At 72.0% G+C, this 20,895-nt stretch carries 18 protein-coding genes and 1 pseudogene; 14 read left to right on the forward strand and 5 right to left on the reverse strand.

The features are described from left to right. Positions 1 to 305: 305 nt before the first annotated feature. The 10 genes from ACX6XY_RS19445 to ACX6XY_RS19490 all read left to right on the forward strand — a co-directional run bounded on the left by ACX6XY_RS19445 (position 306) and on the right by ACX6XY_RS19490 (position 10,969). On the forward strand, positions 306 to 605 hold the full coding sequence (locus tag ACX6XY_RS19445; RefSeq protein ID WP_460332239.1) for a hypothetical protein: 300 nt from the start codon (positions 306 to 308) through the stop codon (positions 603 to 605). Between the two features lie 90 nt (positions 606 to 695). After that, positions 696 to 1,508: a hypothetical protein gene (locus ACX6XY_RS19450; RefSeq protein WP_460332240.1), complete on the forward strand. Its 813-nt coding sequence runs from the start codon at positions 696 to 698 to the stop codon at positions 1,506 to 1,508. Between the two features lie 73 nt (positions 1,509 to 1,581). Continuing rightward, positions 1,582 to 3,594 (forward strand): fumarate reductase/succinate dehydrogenase flavoprotein subunit, encoded by a 2,013-nt coding sequence (locus ACX6XY_RS19455; protein ID WP_460332242.1) that lies wholly within the window; start codon positions 1,582 to 1,584, stop codon positions 3,592 to 3,594. After that, a complete protein-coding gene (locus ACX6XY_RS19460; RefSeq protein WP_460332244.1) occupies positions 3,591 to 4,379 on the forward strand; it encodes a succinate dehydrogenase/fumarate reductase iron-sulfur subunit in 789 nt (262 codons plus the stop codon). The genes ACX6XY_RS19455 and ACX6XY_RS19460 overlap by 4 nt, the downstream gene beginning before the upstream one ends. A 92-nt stretch (positions 4,380 to 4,471) precedes the next feature. Next, entirely contained in the window at positions 4,472 to 5,974 is a 1,503-nt protein-coding gene (locus tag ACX6XY_RS19465; RefSeq protein WP_460332246.1) for a TPM domain-containing protein, read from the forward strand. 110 nt (positions 5,975 to 6,084) lie between these two features. Beyond that, positions 6,085 to 6,837: a GntR family transcriptional regulator gene (locus tag ACX6XY_RS19470; protein ID WP_460332248.1), complete on the forward strand. Its 753-nt coding sequence runs from the start codon at positions 6,085 to 6,087 to the stop codon at positions 6,835 to 6,837. A gap of 188 nt (positions 6,838 to 7,025) precedes the next feature. Beyond that, positions 7,026 to 7,205 (forward strand): SPOR domain-containing protein, encoded by a 180-nt coding sequence (locus ACX6XY_RS19475; RefSeq protein ID WP_460332250.1) that lies wholly within the window; start codon positions 7,026 to 7,028, stop codon positions 7,203 to 7,205. Positions 7,206 to 7,227: 22 nt separating this feature from the next. After that, complete coding sequence (locus ACX6XY_RS19480) at positions 7,228 to 7,644, forward strand: (deoxy)nucleoside triphosphate pyrophosphohydrolase (protein WP_460332252.1); 417 nt, start codon at positions 7,228 to 7,230, stop codon at positions 7,642 to 7,644. 156 nt (positions 7,645 to 7,800) lie between these two features. Further along, positions 7,801 to 8,211, forward strand: coding sequence for an ATP-binding protein (locus tag ACX6XY_RS19485; RefSeq protein ID WP_460332254.1), 411 nt, complete (start codon positions 7,801 to 7,803; stop codon positions 8,209 to 8,211). A gap of 223 nt (positions 8,212 to 8,434) precedes the next feature. Then, a complete protein-coding gene (locus tag ACX6XY_RS19490; RefSeq protein WP_460332337.1) occupies positions 8,435 to 10,969 on the forward strand; it encodes a SpoIIE family protein phosphatase in 2,535 nt (844 codons plus the stop codon). A 47-nt stretch (positions 10,970 to 11,016) separates the two neighbouring features. Here ACX6XY_RS19490 and ACX6XY_RS19495 read toward each other — a convergent pair whose 3' ends face one another. Continuing rightward, a complete protein-coding gene (locus tag ACX6XY_RS19495; protein ID WP_460332256.1) occupies positions 11,017 to 11,847 on the reverse strand; it encodes a DUF4190 domain-containing protein in 831 nt (276 codons plus the stop codon). 189 nt (positions 11,848 to 12,036) lie between these two features. Then, positions 12,037 to 13,614, reverse strand: a complete 1,578-nt coding sequence (locus tag ACX6XY_RS19500) for a S8 family peptidase (RefSeq protein ID WP_460332258.1) — start codon at positions 13,612 to 13,614, stop codon at positions 12,037 to 12,039. Between the two features lie 274 nt (positions 13,615 to 13,888). Between ACX6XY_RS19500 and ACX6XY_RS19505 the strand changes: the two genes are divergently transcribed. Next, positions 13,889 to 15,025, forward strand: a complete 1,137-nt coding sequence (locus tag ACX6XY_RS19505) for a pyridoxal-phosphate dependent enzyme (RefSeq protein WP_460332260.1) — start codon at positions 13,889 to 13,891, stop codon at positions 15,023 to 15,025. A gap of 56 nt (positions 15,026 to 15,081) precedes the next feature. Here the strand turns inward: ACX6XY_RS19505 and ACX6XY_RS19510 are convergent, their stop codons facing one another. After that, a complete protein-coding gene (locus ACX6XY_RS19510) occupies positions 15,082 to 15,588 on the reverse strand; it encodes a MarR family winged helix-turn-helix transcriptional regulator (RefSeq protein ID WP_460332262.1) in 507 nt (168 codons plus the stop codon). Positions 15,589 to 15,707: 119 nt separating this feature from the next. Between ACX6XY_RS19510 and ACX6XY_RS19515 the strand changes: the two genes are divergently transcribed. From ACX6XY_RS19515 to ACX6XY_RS19525, 3 genes and pseudogenes are all read left to right on the forward strand, one after another. Further along, positions 15,708 to 16,967: an MFS transporter gene (locus tag ACX6XY_RS19515; RefSeq protein ID WP_460332264.1), complete on the forward strand. Its 1,260-nt coding sequence runs from the start codon at positions 15,708 to 15,710 to the stop codon at positions 16,965 to 16,967. Positions 16,968 to 17,060: 93 nt separating this feature from the next. After that, positions 17,061 to 17,231 (forward strand): 50S ribosomal protein L32, encoded by a 171-nt coding sequence (rpmF, locus tag ACX6XY_RS19520; RefSeq protein WP_030793390.1) that lies wholly within the window; start codon positions 17,061 to 17,063, stop codon positions 17,229 to 17,231. A gap of 56 nt (positions 17,232 to 17,287) precedes the next feature. Beyond that, positions 17,288 to 17,479: pseudogene (locus tag ACX6XY_RS19525) on the forward strand (CobW C-terminal domain-containing protein); the annotation flags it as partial. Between the two features lie 224 nt (positions 17,480 to 17,703). Here ACX6XY_RS19525 and ACX6XY_RS19530 read toward each other — a convergent pair. Further along, entirely contained in the window at positions 17,704 to 20,106 is a 2,403-nt protein-coding gene (locus ACX6XY_RS19530; RefSeq protein ID WP_460332266.1) for an ABC transporter permease, read from the reverse strand. A gap of 5 nt (positions 20,107 to 20,111) precedes the next feature. Then, positions 20,112 to 20,882 (reverse strand): ABC transporter ATP-binding protein, encoded by a 771-nt coding sequence (locus ACX6XY_RS19535; RefSeq protein WP_460332268.1) that lies wholly within the window; start codon positions 20,880 to 20,882, stop codon positions 20,112 to 20,114. Between the last annotated feature and the right edge of the window lie 13 nt (positions 20,883 to 20,895).

The raw sequence follows: 20,895 nt of genomic DNA on the forward strand, positions 1-20,895 counted from the left end.
CGGCCACCCACTGCCGGTATGGGCCGGGTTGGTTCACGTATGGCGGTATGTGTGGCGGTATAAGGGGTTGATCACACCTATCGTCCAACTGAAGGTGATGCGGGCCCGTACGGGGCGGCGACACGTCGGCGGAGAAAGAGAACGCCACTCGTGCGGCCCAATCACAGTCCCGACCCGTACACAAGAGCGCACATGTAGCCCCTGAGTCGGTAATCCGCGCAGATCCCTTCACAACGGCGGATGTGGCGCGCAACACTCGCAGGCGCATGTCGTCGCCACCGCAACCGCGGAAGGTAGGGCTAGCCATGTCCCTGCAAGATGATCTGACGGCGGTCCAGCGTTGCCTGGACGACCTGGTGCGCTCGGTCGGGAGACTGGAGCAGCAGGTCGAACCGGGCCTGGACATCCGTCGCGTGCGCACCGACACCGACCATCTGCGCGAGAGCGTGGCGCTGCTGCGCGCGGCCGCCCACGGGGCCCAGAAGCCGTCGAAGCCCGACGAGATGGTCACGATCTCCGACGATCCGTACGACCGCTCGATGTGGACGGGCCTCGACGATCTCGACGACGAGGGCACCGGCGCCCGCGACCGCCACGCCCCCTGAGCCAGGACTGAGCCAGGACTGAGCCAGGACTGAGCCAGGCCTGATCTGACCTGACCTACTGGAGAACCGGCTTCCGTACGGGAGACTTCGTTGGCTACCAGTACCGACCCCAGAGGCGGGGTACGCGGCGCCGCGCGCGCCGCCATCGCCGCGCCCCATCTGCGTACCGACCGCTGGTGGCTGGCGCCCGCCGTGACCGCCGCCGGGCTGCTCGCCTTCGTCGTCTACTCGACCTGGCGGGCCTTCGCGAACGCCGACTACTACGCGGCGCCCTATGTCTCGCCGTTCTACTCGCCGTGCCTGGCGGAGAACTGCGAACCGATGCGCGGCGGGCCCAACTGGGCGCTGTTCGGCAGCTGGTGGGGCCTGTCGCCCGCGCTGATCATCCTGGTGCTGCCGCTCGGCTTCCGGCTGACCTGCTACTACTACCGCAAGGCCTACTACCGGGGCTTCTGGGCCTCTCCCCCGGCCTGCGCGGTCGCCGAGCCGCACCGGAAGTACTCCGGCGAGACCCGCTTCCCGCTGCTGCTCCAGAACCTCCACCGGTATTTCTTCTACGCGGCGGTCCCGGTGGCCGCGATCCTCACCTACGACACCGTGCTCGCCTTCCGTGACGAGGACTACGAGTGGGGCCATATGGGCCTGGGCACTCTCGTGTTCCTGGTCAACATCGTGCTGATCTGGCTCTACACGCTGTCCTGCCACTCCTGTCGGCACATCATCGGCGGCCGTCTGAAGCACTTCTCGAAACACCCCGTGCGTTACCGGCTGTGGGGGTGGGTCGGCAGGCTGAACGACCACCACATGCTGCTGGCCTGGGCCTCGCTCGTCAGCGTCGGGTTCGCCGACTTCTATGTGTACCTGCTGGCCAACGGCGCCTTCGCCGACCCGACACTCTTCTAGCCGACCTGCCGACCTGGCCCGACCTAGCCCGACCTAGCCCGATCCAGCAGACCCGAGGGATGGTACGCCGAAGATGGCTCAAGTCGAGCGTCAGCAGTGGGACGTGGTCGTGGTGGGCGCGGGCGGCGCCGGGCTGCGGGCCGCGATCGAGGCGCGGGAGCGGGGCGCTCGTACGGCGGTGATCTGCAAGTCGCTGTTCGGCAAGGCCCATACGGTGATGGCCGAGGGCGGCATCGCGGCGGCCATGGCCAATGTCAACGAGGGCGACGACTGGCAGACGCACTTCCGCGACACGATGCGCGGCGGCAAGTTCCTCAACCAGTGGCGGATGGCCGAACTGCACGCGCGCGAGGCGCCGGACCGGGTGTGGGAGCTGGAGACCTGGGGCGCGCTCTTCGACCGGACCCGCTCCGGGAAGATCTCGCAGCGGAACTTCGGCGGGCACGAGTATCCGCGCCTGGCGCATGTCGGGGACCGCACCGGACTTGAGCTGATCCGCACGCTCCAGCAGAAGACCGTGGCGCTCCAGCAGGAGGACCACCGGCTGCTCGGCGACCACGAAGCCCGGTTGAAGGTCTTCCAGGAGTGCACGGTCACCCGCGTGCTGAAGCGGGAGGACGGCTCGGTCGGCGGTGTCTTCTGCTACGAGCGGGAGTCGGGACGGTTCTTCGTCATCGAGGCGTCGTCGGTGGTCATCGCCACCGGCGGCATCGGCAAGTCGTTCAAGGTGACGTCCAACTCCTGGGAGTACACGGGCGACGGGCACGCGCTGGGGCTGCTCGCCGGGGCATCGCTGGTGAACATGGAGTTCGTGCAGTTCCATCCGACCGGCATGATCTGGCCGCCGTCCGTGAAGGGGCTGCTGGTCACCGAGTCGGTGCGCGGCGACGGCGGGGTGCTGCGCAACTCCGAGGGCAAGCGGTTCATGTTCGACTACGTGCCGGACGTCTTCAAGGAGAAGTACGCCCAGTCCGAGGACGAGGGCGACCGCTGGTACGAGGACCCGGACCACAACCGGCGTCCGCCCGAGCTGCTCCCGCGCGACGAGGTGGCCCGCGCCATCAACTCCGAGGTCAAGGCGGGCCGCGGCTCCCCGCACGGCGGGGTGTACCTGGATGTGTCGACCCGGATGCCCGCCGACGTGATCCGGCGGCGGCTGCCGTCCATGTACCACCAGTTCAAGGAGCTGGCGGACGTCGACATCACGGCCGAGGCGATGGAGGTCGGGCCGACCTGCCATTACGTGATGGGCGGCATCGCGGTCGAGTCCGACACGGCGGCCGCCGTCGGCGTTCCGGGCCTGTACGCGGCGGGCGAGGTGGCGGGCGGAATGCACGGCTCCAACCGGCTGGGCGGCAACTCGCTGTCCGACCTGCTCGTGTTCGGGCGGCGGGCCGGGCTGCACGCCGCCGAGTACGCGGCCGCGCGACAGGAGGGCCGCCCGGCGGTGGACGAGGCACAGGTCGACGAGGCACAGGTCGACGCGGCGGCGGCCGAGGCGCTGCGTCCGTTCTCGGCGGAGGGGCCGTTCTCGGCGGAGGGGCCGACCGCGCCCGGCGCCGCGGCCGCCAGTGGGCCGCCGGAGAACCCGTACACCCTGCACCAGGAGCTGCAGCAGACCATGAACGACCTGGTCGGCATCATCCGCCACGAGTCCGAGATGGTCCAGGCGCTACAGAAGCTCGGCGACCTCAGGGCGCGGGCCCGCCGGGCCGGGGTCGAGGGGCACCGCCAGTTCAACCCCGGCTGGCATCTCGCGCTCGACCTGCGGAACATGCTGCTGGTCAGCGAGTGCGTGGCGCGGGCCGCCCTGGAGCGCACCGAGAGCCGCGGCGGGCACACCCGCGACGACTTCCCGGCGATGGACCGCGGCTGGCGCCGCACCAACCTGCTGTGCCGCCTGGCCGAACCCGGCGACGGCCTCGCGGCCGCCGATCCGGTGCGCGGTGTCGCGGCCGTCGATCCGGCGCGCGGTCAGATCAGGCTGACGCGGGAGCAGACCGAGCCCATCCGTCCCGACCTGCTCGCCCTCTTCGAGAAGGAGGAGCTGGTCAAGTACCTCGCCGAAGAGGAGCTCTACGAATGAGCACAGCCGAGTCGACGGCGTACGAGGCGACACTGAGGGTCTGGCGCGGTGACGCCCAGGGAGGCGGCCTGGAGGACTTCACGGTCGAGGCCCATGAGGGCGAGGTGGTGCTCGACATCGTCCACCGGCTCCAGGCGACCCAGGCGCCCGATCTCGCGGTGCGCTGGAACTGCAAGGCGGGCAAGTGCGGTTCGTGCAGCGCGGAGATCAACGGGCGGCCGCGGCTGCTGTGCATGACCCGGATGTCGGTCTTCGCGCGGGACGAGACGATCACGGTGACCCCGCTGCGGGCGTTTCCGGTGCTGCGCGACCTGGTGACGGATGTGTCGTTCAACTACGCGAAGGCGCGCGAGGTGCCGTCGTTCGTGCCGCCCGAGGGGGTGGCGCCCGGCGCGTACCGGATGCGGCAGGAGGACGTGGACCGGTCGCAGGAGTTCCGCAAGTGCATCGAGTGTTTCCTGTGTCAGGACACCTGTCATGTGGTGCGCGACCACGAGGAGAACAAGGCGGCGTTCGCCGGGCCGCGGTTCCTGATGCGGGTGGCGGAGCTTGATATGCATCCGCTGGACGCGGCCGAGTCCGCCGGCCTGGACCGGAAGACCGCCGCGCAGGACGAGCACGGCCTCGGGTACTGCAACATCACCAAGTGCTGTACCGAGGTGTGCCCGGAGGGGATCCGGATCACCGACAACGCGCTGATTCCGTTGAAGGAGCGGGCGGTGGACCGGAAGTACGACCCGCTGGTGTGGCTGGGGAACAAGATCCGGCGGCGGCCTGGCGCGTAGTCCCTTCCGAGTCCCTTCCGAGTCCCTTCCAAGTTCCTTCCGAGGTTCCGTCCCGGTCGCGGGCGGGCATATCCGGCCATACGCTCACGAATATGCTGGCACAGGGCGAGGGGCTCGGGGGCGATGTCGTGTTGCCCGTGGTCGCGGTGGGCTGCGCGGTCGCGCTGGCGGTGTACGCGTACGCCAAGCGCCGGAGGAGGGCCGCCACGCGCACCACACCGGGAGGCGGCGGCCCGCGTCCGGCGCCGTCCGGTCCCGCGCTGCCGGAGCTGGACGAGGAGTCCCGGCGCCTGCTGGTGGCAGCCGATGACGCGGTGCGCACCAGCGCCGAGGAACTCGGGTTCGCCGCAGCCCAGTTCGGAGACGCCGCCGTGCGGCCGTTCACGGACGCGCTGGAGTACGCCAGGGCGGAGCTGACCGTGGCCTTCCGGGTACGGCAGCAGCTGGACGGCGCCGTTCCGGCCGAGGAGGCGACGCATCGGCGCATGCTGGGCGAGATCGTCACGCGCTGCGCCCAGGCCAGCGCCCGGCTGGACGCCGACGCGGCGGACTTCGACCGGCTGCGGGCCCTGGCGGAGCACGCGCCGGACGCGCTGGACCACGTCGGGCGGCTGGTGCGCGAGGTGACGGGCCGTACGAGCACGGCGCGGGCCACGTTCGACGCGCTGGCCGCACGGTACTCGGACTCGGCGGTCGCGCCCGTGGCGGGGCGGGTCGACGCGGCCGACGGACGGCTGCGGTTCGCCGCCGGGCAGCTGGGCGAGGCGCGGCGGGCGCTCGACTCGGGCGACGGGGAGACGGCGGCGGCGCGGCTGCGCGCGGCCGAGGGCGCGGTGGACCAGGCGGGCACGCTGGTCGACTCGGTGGACCGGCTGGCCCAGGAGCTCGCGGCGGCGACCGGCCGCCTGCCCGGCGCGCTGGCCACGACCGAGGAGGACATCGCCGACGCGCGCGGGCTGCTCGGGTCGGCGCGGGGCGCGGCCAGCGGGACCCCGGCGGCTGACGTACGGGCGCGGATCACCCGCGCCGAGGCGGCCGTCGGCGCGGTGCGCGAGGCGCTGGCCGGGGGGCGGCACGACCCGGTCGACGGGCTGCGGCGGGTCGAGGAGGCCGACGCGGCGCTCGACGAGGTGCTCGCCGGGGTCCGCGAGAAACCGGACGCCGCCTGGCGCGCGGTCACCCTGCTCGATCAGGCGACGCTCACGGCCCGCAGCGCGGTCGGGGCGGCGGCGGACTGCGTGACCACGCACCGCGGGGCGGTCGGCAGCCAGGCCAGGACCCGGCTCAGCGAGGCCCAGCGGCGCCTCGACCGGGCCGCGGCCCTGGCGGCGACGGACGCGCCGGGCGCTCTGGCGGAGGCCCAGCGGGCGGGGGACCTGGCTCGGCAGGCACAACAGCTCGCGACCCGCGATGTGAGCGCGTACGAGGAGGCGCGCGGGGAGACGCACGGGGAGGGCGAACCGGCTGACGGGGGCCTCGGCGGCGCGCTGCTCGGCGGGGTCGTCCTCGCGGGGGGCGCGCCGGGCAGCTTCGGCGGGAGCGAGACCCGCGCGCGCCGCGCGCCGGGGCGGGGTAAGCCGGAGAAGCCGGAGTAAGCAGGGCTAAACGTAAGTCATCACTTCGGGTGATTCATTGGCCCTAGCTTGCGGGCGGCAACCGTCGGTTGCCAGGCTGTTGCTGTCTGTCAACCTGATGGGAGTGGATAGTGGCCTTCGGTGAGCAGCCTGCGTATCTGCGCGTCGCGGACGATCTCCGCAAGAAGATCGTCAGCGGTTCGCTGCCGCCGCACACCCGACTCCCCTCGCAGGCCCGCATCCGCGCGGACTACGGCGTATCGGACACCGTCGCCCTGGAGGCGCGGAAGGTGCTGATGGCCGAGGGTCTGGTCGAGGGGCGCTCGGGCTCGGGCACCTATGTGCGCGAGCGCCCGGTGCCGCGCAGGCTCTCCCGCTCCGGCTACCGCCCGACGGGCCCCTCGTCGCCGTTCCGGCAGGAGCAGGCCGAGAGCGGCGCGCGCGGCACCTGGGAGTCCCGCAGCGAGCAGGTGGACGCCAGCGCGGAGGTCGCCGAGCGGCTCGCCGTCAAGCCGGGCGACCGCGTGATGTGCACGCGGTACGTCTTCCGGGACGCGGGCGAGCCGATGATGCTCTCGACCTCCTGGGAGCCCCTCGCCATCACGGGGCGTACGCCGGTGATGCTTCCCGAGGACGGCCCGCTGGGCGGCTGCGGCGTGGCCGACCGGATGGCCGCGATCGACGTGATCGTGGACAACGTCGCCGAAGAGGTCGGCGCGCGCCCCGGCCTGGCCCACGAGCTGCTCGCGCTCGGCGGGGTGCCGGGCCATGTGGTGCTGGTCATCTCGCGTACGTACTACGCGTCCGGGCAGCCGGTCGAGACGGCCGACATCGTGGTGCCCGCGGACCGCTACCGCGTCGCCTACCGCCTGCCGGTGAAGTAGCCGCGCCAAGTCCCGCCGTCCGGGGGCGCGTTCCTCTGCGTGCGCCCCTCCGGTTGGCTCGATGCGTACCTCTTCGTGCAAACCCGTATCCGCTGAGTGAAGGCCAGGCGTACGCTCGGGCATATGCGTCATGGGGTTTCCTTAACGGACGGGGACAAGCGCGGGCACTCAGCGGCGGGAGGGGCACGATGAATGACGGCGGGGTCACGCTCCCCTGGCAGGTCATCAGGCAGGACGACGGCGGCAACCGCTACCGCGTCGGCAGGTACGCCACCAAGGACGAGGCCCAGCGCATCGCCGACGGCTTCGCGGACCGGCGCCACAAGCAGCTCTACTGGGTCGAGCACATCGGTCAGCGGACCAGCTGAGCCAGGCTCTAAGCTCCGGCGCATGACCGAACGGATCGTGGTGGTCGGCGCCGCCCTGTACGACGCGGGGCGCATGCTCGCCGCCCGGCGCAGCGCCCCCGCCGAACTGGCCGGGCGCTGGGAGCTGCCCGGCGGCAAGGTCGAGCCGGGCGAGCGGCCCGAGCAGGCGCTGGTGCGCGAACTGCGCGAGGAGCTGGGGGTCGAGGCGGAGCCCCTGGAGCGGATTCCGGGCGAGTGGCCGCTGGGTCCTGTCGTCCCAGGTCGGCCCGGATACGTCCTGTGGGCGTGGACCGCCAAGCTGGTGTCCGGCGAGGCGCGGCCGCTCCAGGACCACGACGCGCTGCGCTGGCTGACCCCGGACCAGATCTGGGAGGTGGACTGGCTGCCGCAGGACCGCCCGGCGGTGGCCGAGGCCGCCCGCGGGCTCGGCCGGGGCTGAGCCCGCGCGGCAGACCAGCAGCCCAGCAGGCCGCCAGCGTGCTCCCCGTACGCCGTTCGTGCCACAGTGCGCCCACGGGTGCGGTAGACGCCACTTGATATCGGGTATGTGCTGATTAACCCCATGAAACCGGACAGGCTTTGCTGATCTTGGGAAGTGATCGGCGTGCTCGACACCGATGGCGACCGCGCCGAGTGGACCTTCCCTGCCGACCCCGGCGCGGTGCGCACCGCTCGCCACCGGGTCCGTAACCAGCTGGTCGCCTGGCGGCTCGACGCGCTCGCCGACGTGACCGTACTGCTGGTGAGTGAGCTGGTCACCAACTCGTTGCAGCACGCGTCGGGCCCGATCGGCGTACGCCTCCAGCGGCCGCCGGGCAGCTCCGGATCGCTCCTGGTCGAGGTGTCCGATCCGCTGCCCGACCCGCCCCTGGAGCGCGCCGCCGCCCTGGAGGACGAGGGGGGCCGCGGCCTCCAGCTGGTGGCCTGCGCCGCGGGCCGCTGGGGGACCCGGCGGGGCAAGAGCGGCAAGGCGGTGTGGTTCGAGCTGCCGCTCCCCGGTGAGTAATGAGGGAGAGGGCGGGGGCCGCGGTCTTGACCGGCCATCGGCCACCTGGCTCAAAATAGAGGGATGTGACGGGTGGTGCGAGCGCGGTGTCGCATGCGGCCGTAGTACTGGATACTGCGGTCGAGCCGCCGGTGGTACCTGGTCCGTGGCGGAAGCGGAAGGCGGGCGCGTGAGCGAGATACCGGCCGGGGCATGGGCACCCGGACAGGCGCCGGGCGACATCATGTGGCAGAGCAGTCCGCCCGGCTCGATCTACGACTACATCAAGGTCGCTTCCTTCTCGCTCGGCGCCGACGGGCTGATCGACCAGTGGTCGACGCGCGCGGAGCAGCTGTTCGGGGTGCCCGCGAAGGACGCGGTGGGCAAGGACCCGATCGAGGCGTTCGTCCCCGCCGACCTGCGCGACCTCGGACACCGCAAGGTCGCCGAGATCCTCGACGGCAGGGAGTGGACCGGCGTCGTCCCCTTCCGGCTGGCCGCCGACGGCAGCCTGGACGGGGTCGCCGAGGTCTATGTGATGCCGACCGCGACCGAAGGCGGCGAGCGGGCGGCCGTCTGCGTCGTGGTCGACGTCCGGGCCCTGCGCCGTATCGAGACCGACCTCGCCGCGTCTCAGGCGATATTCGGCCAATCTCCGTTCGGGTTCCTGCTGTTCGGTACGGACCTGAGGGTGCAGCGTGCCAACCGGCGGTTCGCCGCCGTGTTCGGCGGCGCCGCCGAAGACCACCGGGGCCGCACCGTCCACGACTATCTGCCCCGCCAGGAGGCCGACCGGATGGCCGCGGCCCTGGAGCGGGTCCTCACCACCGGTGAGGCGGTCACCGAGCTGCAGCTCGTCGGCCCCGCGCCCGGCTCGTCCGACCGCCGCCACTGGTCGATCAACCTCTACCGCGTACACAGCGGCAGCGGACGCCCCGTGGGCGTCGCCGGACTCGGCATCGACGTCACCCGGCGGCACGCCGCCGCCCGCGAGGCCGCCCACGCCCGCCGCAACCTCGCCCTGCTCAACGAGGCCGGATCCAGAATCAGCAACTCACTCGACCTGGAGACCACCGCGCGCGAACTCCTCGACGTGACCGTCCCGGTCTTCTGCGACCTGGCGTCGGTCGACCTCTACCAGGGGCTCATCGACGGCGACGAGGCCCCGCCGGGCGTGGTCGACGGCAGCGCGGAGCTGCGCCGGGTGGCCTTCTCCAGCGCCGTGTCGGACGCGCCGCTCGACGAGGAGAGCGAGGCGAGCCCGGTAGCGGTCGGCGCCGTACACCGGTACGCCTTCCACTCGCCCTGCGCCAGGGCGCTGCGCACCAACCGCCCGGTCGCCGTCCCCGGCGACGACAGCGACCTGGTCCGCTCGACGCTCGCGGTGCCGATGGTCGCGCACGACACCGTCGTCGGCCTGGTCCGCTTCTCCCGCACCAAGGGCAGCGAGCCGTTCGGGGAACGGGACCGCTCGCTCGCCGTCGAGCTCGCCGCGCGCGCCGCCGTCTGCATCGACAACGCCCGCCTCTACCGCCGCGAGCACGAGCGGGCGCTGATCCTCCAGCGCTCCCTGCTGCCGCCGGGCGACCCGGAGGCCGCGGGCCTGGACATCGCCTGCCGCTATCTGCCGGGCAACGCCGCCACCGAGGTCGGCGGCGACTGGTTCGACGTCATCGAGCTGCCGGGCCACCGTACGGCCCTGGTGGTCGGCGACGTCATGGGGCGCGGGCTGCGGGCCGCCGTCGCCATGGGCGAACTCCGCACCGCGGTGCGCACCCTGGCGCTGCTCGACCTGGAGCCCGCCGAGGTGCTGCACGCGCTGGACGAGGTCGCGCGCGGCCTCGGCACACCCTGGGGCGCCGGGGCCCAGCGCGGCGCTCCGGCCGGTACCGGCTCGCGGCGGGCGGCCGACGCCGCGAGCCATGAGGCCGACCCCGCCGACACCGCCGACCCTTCCGAGGTGTACCTCGCGACCTGCGTGTACGCGGTCTACGACCCGGTCACCCGGCGCTGCACCTTCGCCAACGCGGGCCATCTGCCGCCCGTCCTGGTCGAACCCGGCGAGTCCGCGCTGCTGCTCGACGTGCCGCCCGGCATGCCGCTCGGCGTGGGCGGCGAGCCCTTCGAGGAGGTCGAGGTCGAACTCCCCGAAGAGGCCCTGCTCGCGCTCTACACGGACGGCCTGGTGGAGTCCCGCGACCACCCGCTCGACGAGGGCCTGGACGCCTTCCGCGCCGCGCTCGCCAGCCCCGCGCGCCCGCTGGAGGACGTCTGCGACCACGTGCTGAGCACCCTCGACACCCGGCACGGCGAGGACGACATCGCCCTGCTCATGGCCCGCGTACGGGGACTGCCCGCGAACGCCGTCGGCGACTGGACGCTGCCGCGCGAGCCGCGCTCGGTGGGCCGGGCCCGCGAGTACACCCGTACGCGCCTGGTCTCCTGGGGCCTTCAGCCCCTGGTGGACACCACGGAGCTGCTGGTCAGCGAGCTGGTCACGAACGCGCTGCGGTACGGCGAAGGCGATATCCGGCTGAGGCTGCTGCTCGACCGCACCCTGGTGTGCGAGGTGTGGGACGCGGGCCTGGTACAGCCGCGCCGCCGCCGTGCCCGCGACACCGACGAGGGCGGCCGGGGCCTGCAACTCGTCGGCCTGCTCAGCGCGGCCTGGGGCTCACGCCGCACACCACGCGGCAAGACGGTCTGGTTCGAGCTGGGGCTGCCGGACGAGGGCGGCACGGCGGAGCCGTCGGTCGACGCCCTGCTGAGCATGTACTGAGGTACGGGGCTCTGCTCTGATTCGGTGCTGGACTCCGCCGCTGGGCGTCAGGCCTGGGCGTCCAGGTCCGAGCCGCCCGGCCCGTCGTCTCCCGACTCCCGTCCGCCGGGTCCCGTGCCCCGCAGGGATCCGGTCGCCTTGCTGCCGTCCACCCGGCCGAGGAGGCAGGAGACGTCCCGGTCGCCCTGCCGCCAGCTCTGCGCGGTCGGGGCGTAGACGTAGACGTCCACGCCGGACGGCAGCGCGTCGGGGCCGCCGCCGAAATATCCCCGCAGCAGGGCACCGCACCTGGCGTCGGCGAAGTCCAGGGCCTGGTCCTCGCCCGGATAGCTGCTTCCGGTCAGGGTCGCGGTCCCGTACACCTCGGCGTGGTGCGGCGTGTCGCACGAGACGATCTGCACGCCGCTCGTCTCGCCTTCCAGACGGCCGTCGCGGGTGTTGAGACAGTCACCCGTGCTGAGCTGGGTGTCGCTGTACTTGACGGCGTCCCGGAACTCGTCCATGAACGAGCCGAACCCGCCCGTCGCGAGCGTGAGGGCGAACAGCAGGGTGCCGATCGAGGAGAGCGTGACGCCCGCGATGGCCATGCCCTTGCCGCGCTCCCCCCTCTTCTTGATCTGCGTGAGCGCGATGACGCCGAAGACCAGCCCGATGACCGGCAGACAGCACAGCAGTCCGAACACCAGTGACGTGATGGCCAGGCCGTTGACCGGCGGCCGCTGCGGCGGCGGATAGGGGCCCGGCCAGCCGCCGTACGGGGACTGCGGGTACGGCTGCGGACCCTGCGGGTACGGCGGTGGACCCTGCGGGGGCTGGCCGTACGGCTGCTGCCCGTACGGCGGCGGGGGCGGCGTCCCCTCGGGCGGCGGTGTGGCCATGGGTTTCCGGACTCCTCGGCGGGGTGGTGCGACGGTGCGAACGGCTGCGCGAATCGTACGCCGAGGCCGACACGGCCTCGTCCCCGCGGTGGCCGGAGCCGCCAGCGGGGACGAGGGGTTGTGCGGTGCTGCGGTGCTGCGATGCTGCCCGAGTGCTGTCCGAGCGCTATCCGGAGGTGGGAGCCAGCGCTAGAACTGCAGCGCCCAGGCGTCGATCTTGCCGGTGTCCCACCAGTAGTTGTCGTGGACCCGCAGCTTCCAGCCACCGTCGGCGGTCTTCGACGAGGCGTCGACCGTGTAGGTGGTGTTGATGTCGTTGCTGCTGCCGCCGGTGCCGAAGTCCTTCAGCAGGAAGGTCCCGCCGTCCGGCGCGACCAGCTCGACGCGCAGGTCACCGATGTAGGTGTGCTTGATGTCGACCTCGACCTTCAGGTCCGACGGCGCGTTGCCCGAGATGCCGCTGACGGAGATCGGGGACTCGGTGGTCTGGTGGTCGTTGATCGCGTAGTCGGTGGTGTTCTCGAACCGGCCCTCGCCCGGGTCACCGGGGTCGCCCGGATCGCCCTCGCCGATCTGGAGCAGCTTGTTCGGCGAGCCGGAGCCGGGGTTGCCGACCTTGCCGGTCGCCGCGGCGGAGTCGATCGCCGAGCCGACCTGCGCGGGCGAGTAGGCCGGGTTGTCGGCGAGTATCAGGGCCGCGGCGCCCGCGACGTGCGGGGCCGCCATCGACGTACCGGAGATGGTGTTGCTCGCCGAGTCGCTGGAGTTCCACGCCGAGGTGATGGACGAGCCGGGCGCGAAGATGTCGAGGACGGAACCGTAGTTGGAGAACGAGGAGCGGGAGTCGCTGCTGGTGGTGGAGCCGACGGTGAGCGCCTCGGCCACACGGGCCGGGGAGTAGCCGGAGGCGTCGGCGTTGGAATTACCGGCGGCCACCGCGTAGGTGACGCCAGAGGCGATGGAGTTGCGGACCGCGTCGTCCAGCGTGGAGTTGGCGCCGCCGCCGAGGCTCATGTTGGCCACCGCGGGCTTCTTGGCGTTCTGGGTCACCCAGTCGATGCCGCCGACGACGCTGGCGATGGTGCCCGAGCCGTTGTTGTCGAGTACCCGCACCGAGACCAGGTCGGCCTTCTTGGCGACGCCGTAGGAGCTGCCCGCGACCGTGCCCGCGACGTGGGTGCCGTGGCCGTTGCCGTCGTTGCCGCCCTGGTTCCAGTAGTCGTAGCCGAAGCTGGCGCGACCGCCGAAGTCGTTGTGGCTGTGCCGGATGCCGGTGTCGATGATGTAGGCGGTGACGCCCTCACCCGCCGAGTCCGGGTAGGTGTAACTGTCGTCGAGCGGCAGATCCGGCTGGTCGATCCGGTCCAGGCCCCAGGACGGCGGGTTGGGCTGGGTGCCGTCGATCGAGACCTTCTGGTTCTGTACGACGGACTCGACCGCGGCGTCCGCGGCGAACTTCTTCGCCTGCTTCTCGCTGAGCTCCACGGCGTAGCCGTTCAGCGCGGCGTCGTAGACGTCCTCGATCTCGGCGCCGTACCTCTTGGCGAGCGCCTTGGCCTGCTTCGACGAGGCGTCGACGCCGTCGTCCAGGGTGATGATGTAGCTACCGGCGATCCGGTCGGGGGCTCCGGCGTTGGCGATCACGCCTTCCGCGTCCTGACCCGCCGCGTACGCGGGGAGTGCGGTGGCGGCTCCGATCGCGAAGGCCGCGACGGCGGTCGCACCTAGGCGAGCGAATCTTCGTCCAACGGGACGCTTGACTGCCATCTGAGGGGTCCTCCTCGGTGATGGTGCACTGGTGGGGGATTGCGGGTCCGCGCGAGTTCGGATCACTCGGATCGCGCGGGCGCAACGCGGTGCAACGACAGGTGCATGACAAATGGCATGTCCACGCCCTGGCCGTCAGCGAAAGATTGGCCCACCCATAGGAATCGCACAAGGGTCGTGCACGGATGTAACACAGGGTCCACAAAGTCGACATGACACTTCGTCACCAAATGACACGGAAGGCGCGCGATGACCGCTGGCCTAGTCTGCGCCCATGACAACACCGTCCACACCGCCCCTCTTGCCCGATTACGTCTGCCCCGTCGACGGCGGCCGGGTCGCCGCCCGGTCCCTCGTCTGGCGCTGCCCCGACTGCGGCGGGCCGCTCGACCTGGACTTCCACCCCACGCCCGCCCCGCTGGAGGCCCTGACGGGCCGGGTCAACTCGCTCTGGCGGTACGCCGAGTCACTACCACTGGGGCCCCCGTCGGCCAGCCTCGGCGAGGGGCGTACGCCGCTGATCGACCTGACCGAACACATCTCGGCCAAACTGGACTTCCTGCTGCCGACGCTGTCCTTCAAGGACCGCGGCGCGGTGCTGCTCGCGGAACTGGCGCTGCGGCTCGGGCCGGAGCGGGTGATCGCGGACAGCAGCGGGAACGCGGGGACGGCCATCGCCGCGTACTGCGCTCGCGCCGGGCTGGACTGCACGGTGTACGTACCGGACGGCACGTCGCCGAAGAAGCTGGAGCAGATCCGGGCGCACGGGGCGCGGCTCGAGGTGGTGGCGGGCGACCGCGAGGCCGCCGCGGCGGCGGCCAGGGCGGCGGCCGACACGCCGGGCACGTTCTACGCCTCGCATGTGTACAACCCGTACTTCCCGCACGGCACCAAGACCTACGTCTACGAGCTGTGGGAGGACCTGGGCGGGCGGCTGCCCGACGCGCTGGTCGTCCCGGTCGGCAACGGCACGCTGCTGCTCGGCGCCGCGCTCGCGCTGCGGGAGCTGCGCTCGGCGGGGCTCGTCGACCGGGCGCCCGCGCTGTACGCGGTGCAGGCGGCGGCGGTCGCCCCGCTGGCGGACGCGTGGCGGGCGGGCGCCGCCGGACTGCTCGCGACGCCCGCGCCGGTGCGGCCGACGTACGCCGAGGGGATCGCCATCGCCCGGCCGCCGCGGGCCCGGCAGGTGCTGGCCGCGGTACGGGAGTTCGGCGGCGGTTTCCTGACCGTGCCGGAGCCCGCGATCGCGGCGGCCCAGCGGGATCTGGCGTCCCGTGGGCTCTATGTCGAGTCGACGGGGGTGGCCTGCTGGGCGGCGGTGCGCGAGGGGGCGCTCGGCTCGCGGAGCGCGGTCGTTCCGCTGTGCGGGGCCGGCGCGAAGACGGGGCTGACGGCGGAGGGGACGGGCTGAGCGTCCGGGGTGAGCGCCGGGCTCAAAGGCAGGCCCTCAGCTCACCTCAGCTCAGCTCAGCTCAGCGAGGTGTCGCCGTACGCCTCCAGCATTCTGCGCAGCACTCCGGAGGCCTGGTCGACCTCCGCACGGTCCAGCATCCCGGCGAGGCGCGCGTAGTTGCGCAGATGCTCGCCCATGATGGCCTCGATCATCTGATAGCCGTGGTCGGTGAGCCGGATCCGCACCGAGCGCCGGTCGACGTCGTCGCGCACCCGCTCGACGAGCCCCTTGACCTCCATCCGGTCGATGCGGTTGGTGATCGCTCCGGAGGTGACGAAGGACGCCGTGACCAGGGCTCCGGCCGTCATGCTGTACGGCGCCCCGCTCCGCCGGAGCGTGGTGATGACGTCGAACTCACCTGACTCCAGGCCATGTTCGGCACAGAAGGCCTTGATCTCCTTGTCAAGGGTCAGCGCCAGCCGCTGAATCCGGCCCAGCAGTTCGACCGGCCACAGATCGTCGGCCAGGTCAGGGCGCTCCCTGACCCACTGGCCGATGATCTGGTCCACCGCATCACTCATCACACGCTCCCGCTCGAAGAAACCTTCTCAACATTAAGACACTTGACGCTGAACCACCCTCCCTGCTTTTATTTCAACGTTGAGATTGTCAAGGCTGAAGTAATGAGGGGACCCCTGCCATGTCCGCCGCACCTCTACGCATCACCCGAACCGGAGCCCGAACCGGAGCCGAAGCCGGAACCAGCGCCAGCGCCGAAGCGCCGAGCCCCGCGCCCCGCCAAGTCCCCGCGCTCTGGCTGGCGTTGCTGGCCACGCCGATCGCCGCCGGAGCCAACGCGCCGGTGCTGATCCTGCCGGACATGGCGCACTCGCTCGGCGTCTCGACGGGCGCCGCGACCTGGCTCGTCACCGCGTTCGCCTGGGCGATGGCGGTGGGCACGCCACTGCTGGCCGGACTGCTCAGGCAGCGCGGCGTACGGACCGCCCTGCGGGCCAGTTCGGCCCTGGTGGCAGCCGGTACCGTGCTGGTCGCCGTGGCGTCGTGGCTGCCGCTGGCCCTCGTCGGGCGGGCCGGGCAGGCGCTCGGCGGGGCCGGTCTGGTGGCGGTGGCGATGAACCTCGCCGGGTCGGCCCGCCGGACCGGCGTGATCGCCTCCGGGTTCGGCGTACTGGGCGCATCGGGGCCGCTGCTCGGCTCGCTGCTCGGCGGCGCGGCCTCCTGGCGGGCCGCCCTCGCCCTCTCCGCGGTGTCGCTGCTCGCCGTGCCGGTGGTCGCGCGGCGCACGCGGGACGCCGCGCCGCTCCCGCAGCACTTCGACGGCCGGGGCGCGGCGCTCCTGGTCGCCCTCGCCTCGGCGCTGGTCCTGCTGCCGCACACCCCGCTCCCGGCCCTGGCCGCGGCGCTGTTCGCGGCCGCGCTCCTGGCCCGTCATATGCGGCGGCGGCCCGACGGCTTCGTCCCCGCCGCGGTGCTGCGCTCGCCGCTCTTCCTGGCCTCCGCGGGGACCGCCGTCACCCTGTCGACCTCGTACTTCATCCTGCTGTTCGCCCTGCCTCGGCTGATCGCCGACCGTACGGGCTGGGCCACTTCGGCCATCGGCGCCGGCCAGCTGATCGCCCTGCTGGCGGGCTCGGGACTGTCCCTGCTGTTCGCCGCGAACGCGGCCAGGCTGGGGCGGCGTACGGTCTTCGCGACCCTGCTCGCGGCGGGCGCCGGGGCCCTCGCACTCGCCGCCTTCGCGACCTCGGCGCCCGTACTGCTGCTGACGCCCACGGCCGCGGTGTTCGCCGCGACCGGCGCCAACGCGGTACTCGCCGTCTACGCGGGCGGCACCGCGCCGGCGGCCCAACGCCCCTCCGCCATCGGCCTGTTCGTCCTCTGCTACCAGCTCGGCGGCGCCTTCGGCCCGGCGATCGCGGCCGCACTCGTACTCGGGTGAACGCCGTCCGGGCGAACCCGCCCGGCACATAATTAGTAATGGGATCCATTTTCATGTAGCTTCCCGTGTCACCCACGTACAGAGGAGGACCCCATGGCCGTTCCCAAGCGCAAGATGTCCCGCAGCAACACCCGTCACCGTCGCGCTCAGTGGAAGGCCACCACCCCGCAGCTCGTGCCGGTCACGGTCGACGGCGTCTCGCACCTGGTGCCGCAAAGGCTGGCGAAGGCGTACGAACGCGGGCTGCTGCGCCCCGAAGGCTGACACTCATGCCGCACGACCGACTGCCCGCCTGGACACCATGGTCACGGTCGTCGACGCCGCGGTTGTGGACGTTCATGACCGACGAGCTGGACAGCGGAGCCTACGGGCGGATCCTGCGGTCCAAGGGATTCTTCACCCTGGCCAGCCGCCCGCACGTGACGGGCCTGTGGTCCCAGGCCGGCTCCGTCGCCCGCTTCGAGCCCTCCGCCGCCCGCGACGCCGACGCCCCGTACACCCAGAAACTGGTTTCGACGACACCTGCGCACACGGACAACACCCCACGCCCATCCGGGAGGTGTGAGAACGCCGGGTCGGGCGCAGCGGCGCCGGACAGGTCAGCCATGCCGCGCGTACTCCTGTGGTCGTGGGGTCTTCGCGACGCGATCGGCGCCGGGGAAGGCGCCGCCCGCGCAGGCCCGCCAGCGGGTGTTCGTCATGCGCCTTCCTGCTGCCTCTCGCTCTCCCCTGAGCCTTACGCCGCCTGCCGCTTGAGCGTCTTCGACGTGACCGCGATCCCCGCGAGGACCGCCGCCGCCAGGGTGCCGATGACGGCCGTGACGATCGCGCCGGAATTCAGGTGCAGGCCCACGTCCGATGAGGTGGCCTCGGAGAGTCCGGCCGCCATCCCGGCCAGCGGGGGCAGCGTGACCAGGACACCGAGGGCGGCGCCGATCACGACGACCAGAGCGGTCTCGCCGGCCGAGGTGAACAGGAGCTGGCGGACGGTGCCGCCCGCCGACTTCATCACGCCGAAGTCCCTGCGTCGGCCGTGGGCGGCCATGGCCATGCTGTTGGCGACGGCGATCACGCTGTAGCCGACAGCGATGACGATCAGCATCATGGCGAGGGACTCGGTCAGCTTGGCGTCGGTGTTGTAGTCGGCCAGGGCGAACTCCAGCGCGTCGTGCAGCGCCACTCCGGGTACCGCGTCCGAGGCCTTGGCGTCGGCCGGGACGAAGATGTCGTCGGTGAGCGCGGCCGGGTCGTGGGCGCGGACCAGGCCACGGGCGACCACGAAGTCACCGCGGGCCGGGTCGTCGGGCAGCACCTGGGCGACGGTGAGCGTGACGGTGGCGCCGTCCGCGAACCGCACCGGTACCTCCTGGCCCTGCTTCAGGCCCAGCTCGCCGGCCGTCTTCTCACCGAGGACGGCCTGTCCCTCCCTGTCCCACTTCGGGTTCCGGCTGCCCAGGACGTCCAGGACACGGGCCGCACCGGCGGTCTCGGCGTCCTGCGCCTGCTTGGTCTCGACGAACGCGCGGGTCGGCAGGGCTGCCTTGCCGACCGGGTTGGCGGCGACGACCTCGTCGGTGTTGCCCGGAGTGCCGTCCGGCGTGACGATCGTCTGGCCCGCGACCTTGAGTGCCTCACCGGCCGGGTAGGCCACCCGCATCGTCTCGACCATGCCGCTGAGCAGCACGGCGAAGCCGACAGCGGCGATCACCGGGGCCACCAGGGAGGCGGCACGGCGCGGGTTGGCGACCATCTCGGCCCGGACCAGGACCGGGGCGGCCTTGCCGCCGCGCTGGAACGGGGCGGTCAGGAGCCGGCCGACGGGTGCGACGAAGACGGGAGCCAGCAGGGCCGCCGCGACGATCAGAGTCATGGTAGCGAAGATCGCCATGTTGACGCGGTTGTCGGCGGTGGAGGTGGCGGTGCCGATGGCGAGCAGGGCACCGAGGCCGAGAACGGACAGGCCGGCGATCCAACGGCCGTGCCCCATGCCCTTGTCGGCCGAGCGGCTGTCGAGCAGCGCCTCGATCGGGGCGACCTTGGCGGCCTTGCGGCCCGCGGTCCAGGCGCCGGTCACGCTGACGCCGATACCGATCACGGAGGCCACGAGCAGCGGCCAGGCGGCGACGGTGATCCCCATGCCGGGCGGGGTGACGTCCAGGTCCTTGAGGATCGAGAGCAGCATCGGGGAGGCGGCGACACCGGCCACGCAGCCCACGATCGAGCCGGCCAGGCCGACCACGGCGGCCTCACCGAGGATCATGCGCCGGATCTGCTTCGGCGAGGCGCCGACGGTGCGCAGGAGACCGATCTCGCGGCGGCGCATCCCGGTGGCCAGGACCAGCATGGAGGCCACGACGAACACCGTGGTGAACAGGCCGAGGATGGCCATGGCGCTGATCAGCTGGACGCCGAGGAAGCGCTTGTGCTCGATGTGCGCGGGCTGCAGCTCGGACCGTCCGTCACCGGTGACCACGTTGCCGTTGCCGCCGAGCACCTTCTTCGCCGCGGCCACGATCGCGCCGGTGTCGGCGCCCTTGTCGGGGATCAGGGCGATGGCGGCGACACCGGGCTGCTGCCCGGCGGCGAACTCTTCGCTGAAGTAGTAGCCGGGACCGTCCACGGCGCCGACGACCTTGAACCGCTCGCGCCCCTGCGTGATGTTGACGGTCAGCTCGCCGCCCAGGGCCGCTCCGATGGCGCGGTCGACCACGACCTCGTCCGCGGCGGCGGGGGCGCGGCCGGAGACGAGCTTGTACGGCGCCATCCGCGCGCTGGAGAAGCCGTGTCCGGACTCCAGGGCGCCCTCGTCGGTGACGGGCTTGCCGTTCTTGATCGCCTGGGCGTAGAAGGAGCGGTCCACGACGGCGTCCGAGACGCCCGGAACCTTCGCGAGTCCGGATACCAGCGGCTCCGCCTCGGACTCGCTCCACGGCATCCGGTCCTCGGGGCTGCCGTCGGCGTCGACGGCCTGCGGCGGCAGGGCGAGGGCCACGGCGGCCTCGTAGCGGGGCTGGACCTTGGCCTTGGCCGAGTCGTAGATGACCAGCGTGGTGGTGATCAGGGCGACGCCGACCAGGACGGCGACGAAGGCGCCGAGGAATCCCGACCAGCGTTCACGGACGTTCGCGAGGATCAGCATGTCTGTCAGGCCTCCAGCCGGGCCATGCGGGTGGCGATCGAGGCGGCGTTGTTCACACCGGCCTGGCGGTCGAGCGGGATGCGGTCGGCGATACGGCCGTCCTTGAGGAAGATGACGACGTCGGCGTGGGCCGCGGCCACCGGGTCGTGGGTGACCATCAGGGTGGTCTGGCCCTCCTGGTCGACCAGCGTCCGCATCATCCGCAGCACCTCGCGCGAGGTGACGGTGTCCAGGGCGCCGGTCGGCTCGTCCGCGAAGAGGACGTCGGGGCGGGTGACGAGGGCGCGGGCGAGGGCCACGCGCTGCTGCTGGCCGCCGGAGAGCTCACTGGGACGGTGTCCGGCGCGCTCGGCGAGCCCGACGGAGGCGAGCGCCTGCTCGACCCGCGCGCGGCTGACCTTGGCGCCGGCGAAGCGGGACGGGAGCTCCACGTTCTGCGCGGCCGTCAGGGACTCGACCAGGTTGAAGGCCTGGAACACGAACCCGATGTGCTTGCGGCGCAGTTCGGTGCGCTCCTTCTCGTTCTGCCGGCCGATGTCCACGCCGGCCAGGATGATCTCGCCTTCGGAGGGCTGCTCAAGACCGGCCGCACACTGCAGCAGGGTCGACTTGCCGGAACCGGAAGGACCCATGATCGCGGTGAAGGTGCCGCGCGGGAAGCCGAGGGAGACGCCGTCCAGAGCGGTGACCTGACGTCCGCCGGTGCCGTGCACCTTGCGGAGGCCGTGGAGTTCGACCGCGTCCTGTGTGGGGATGATGTGGCTCGTCGTCGTCATGCGTCGATCTCAC

This window comes from Streptomyces sp. O3 (genome assembly GCF_054788135.1).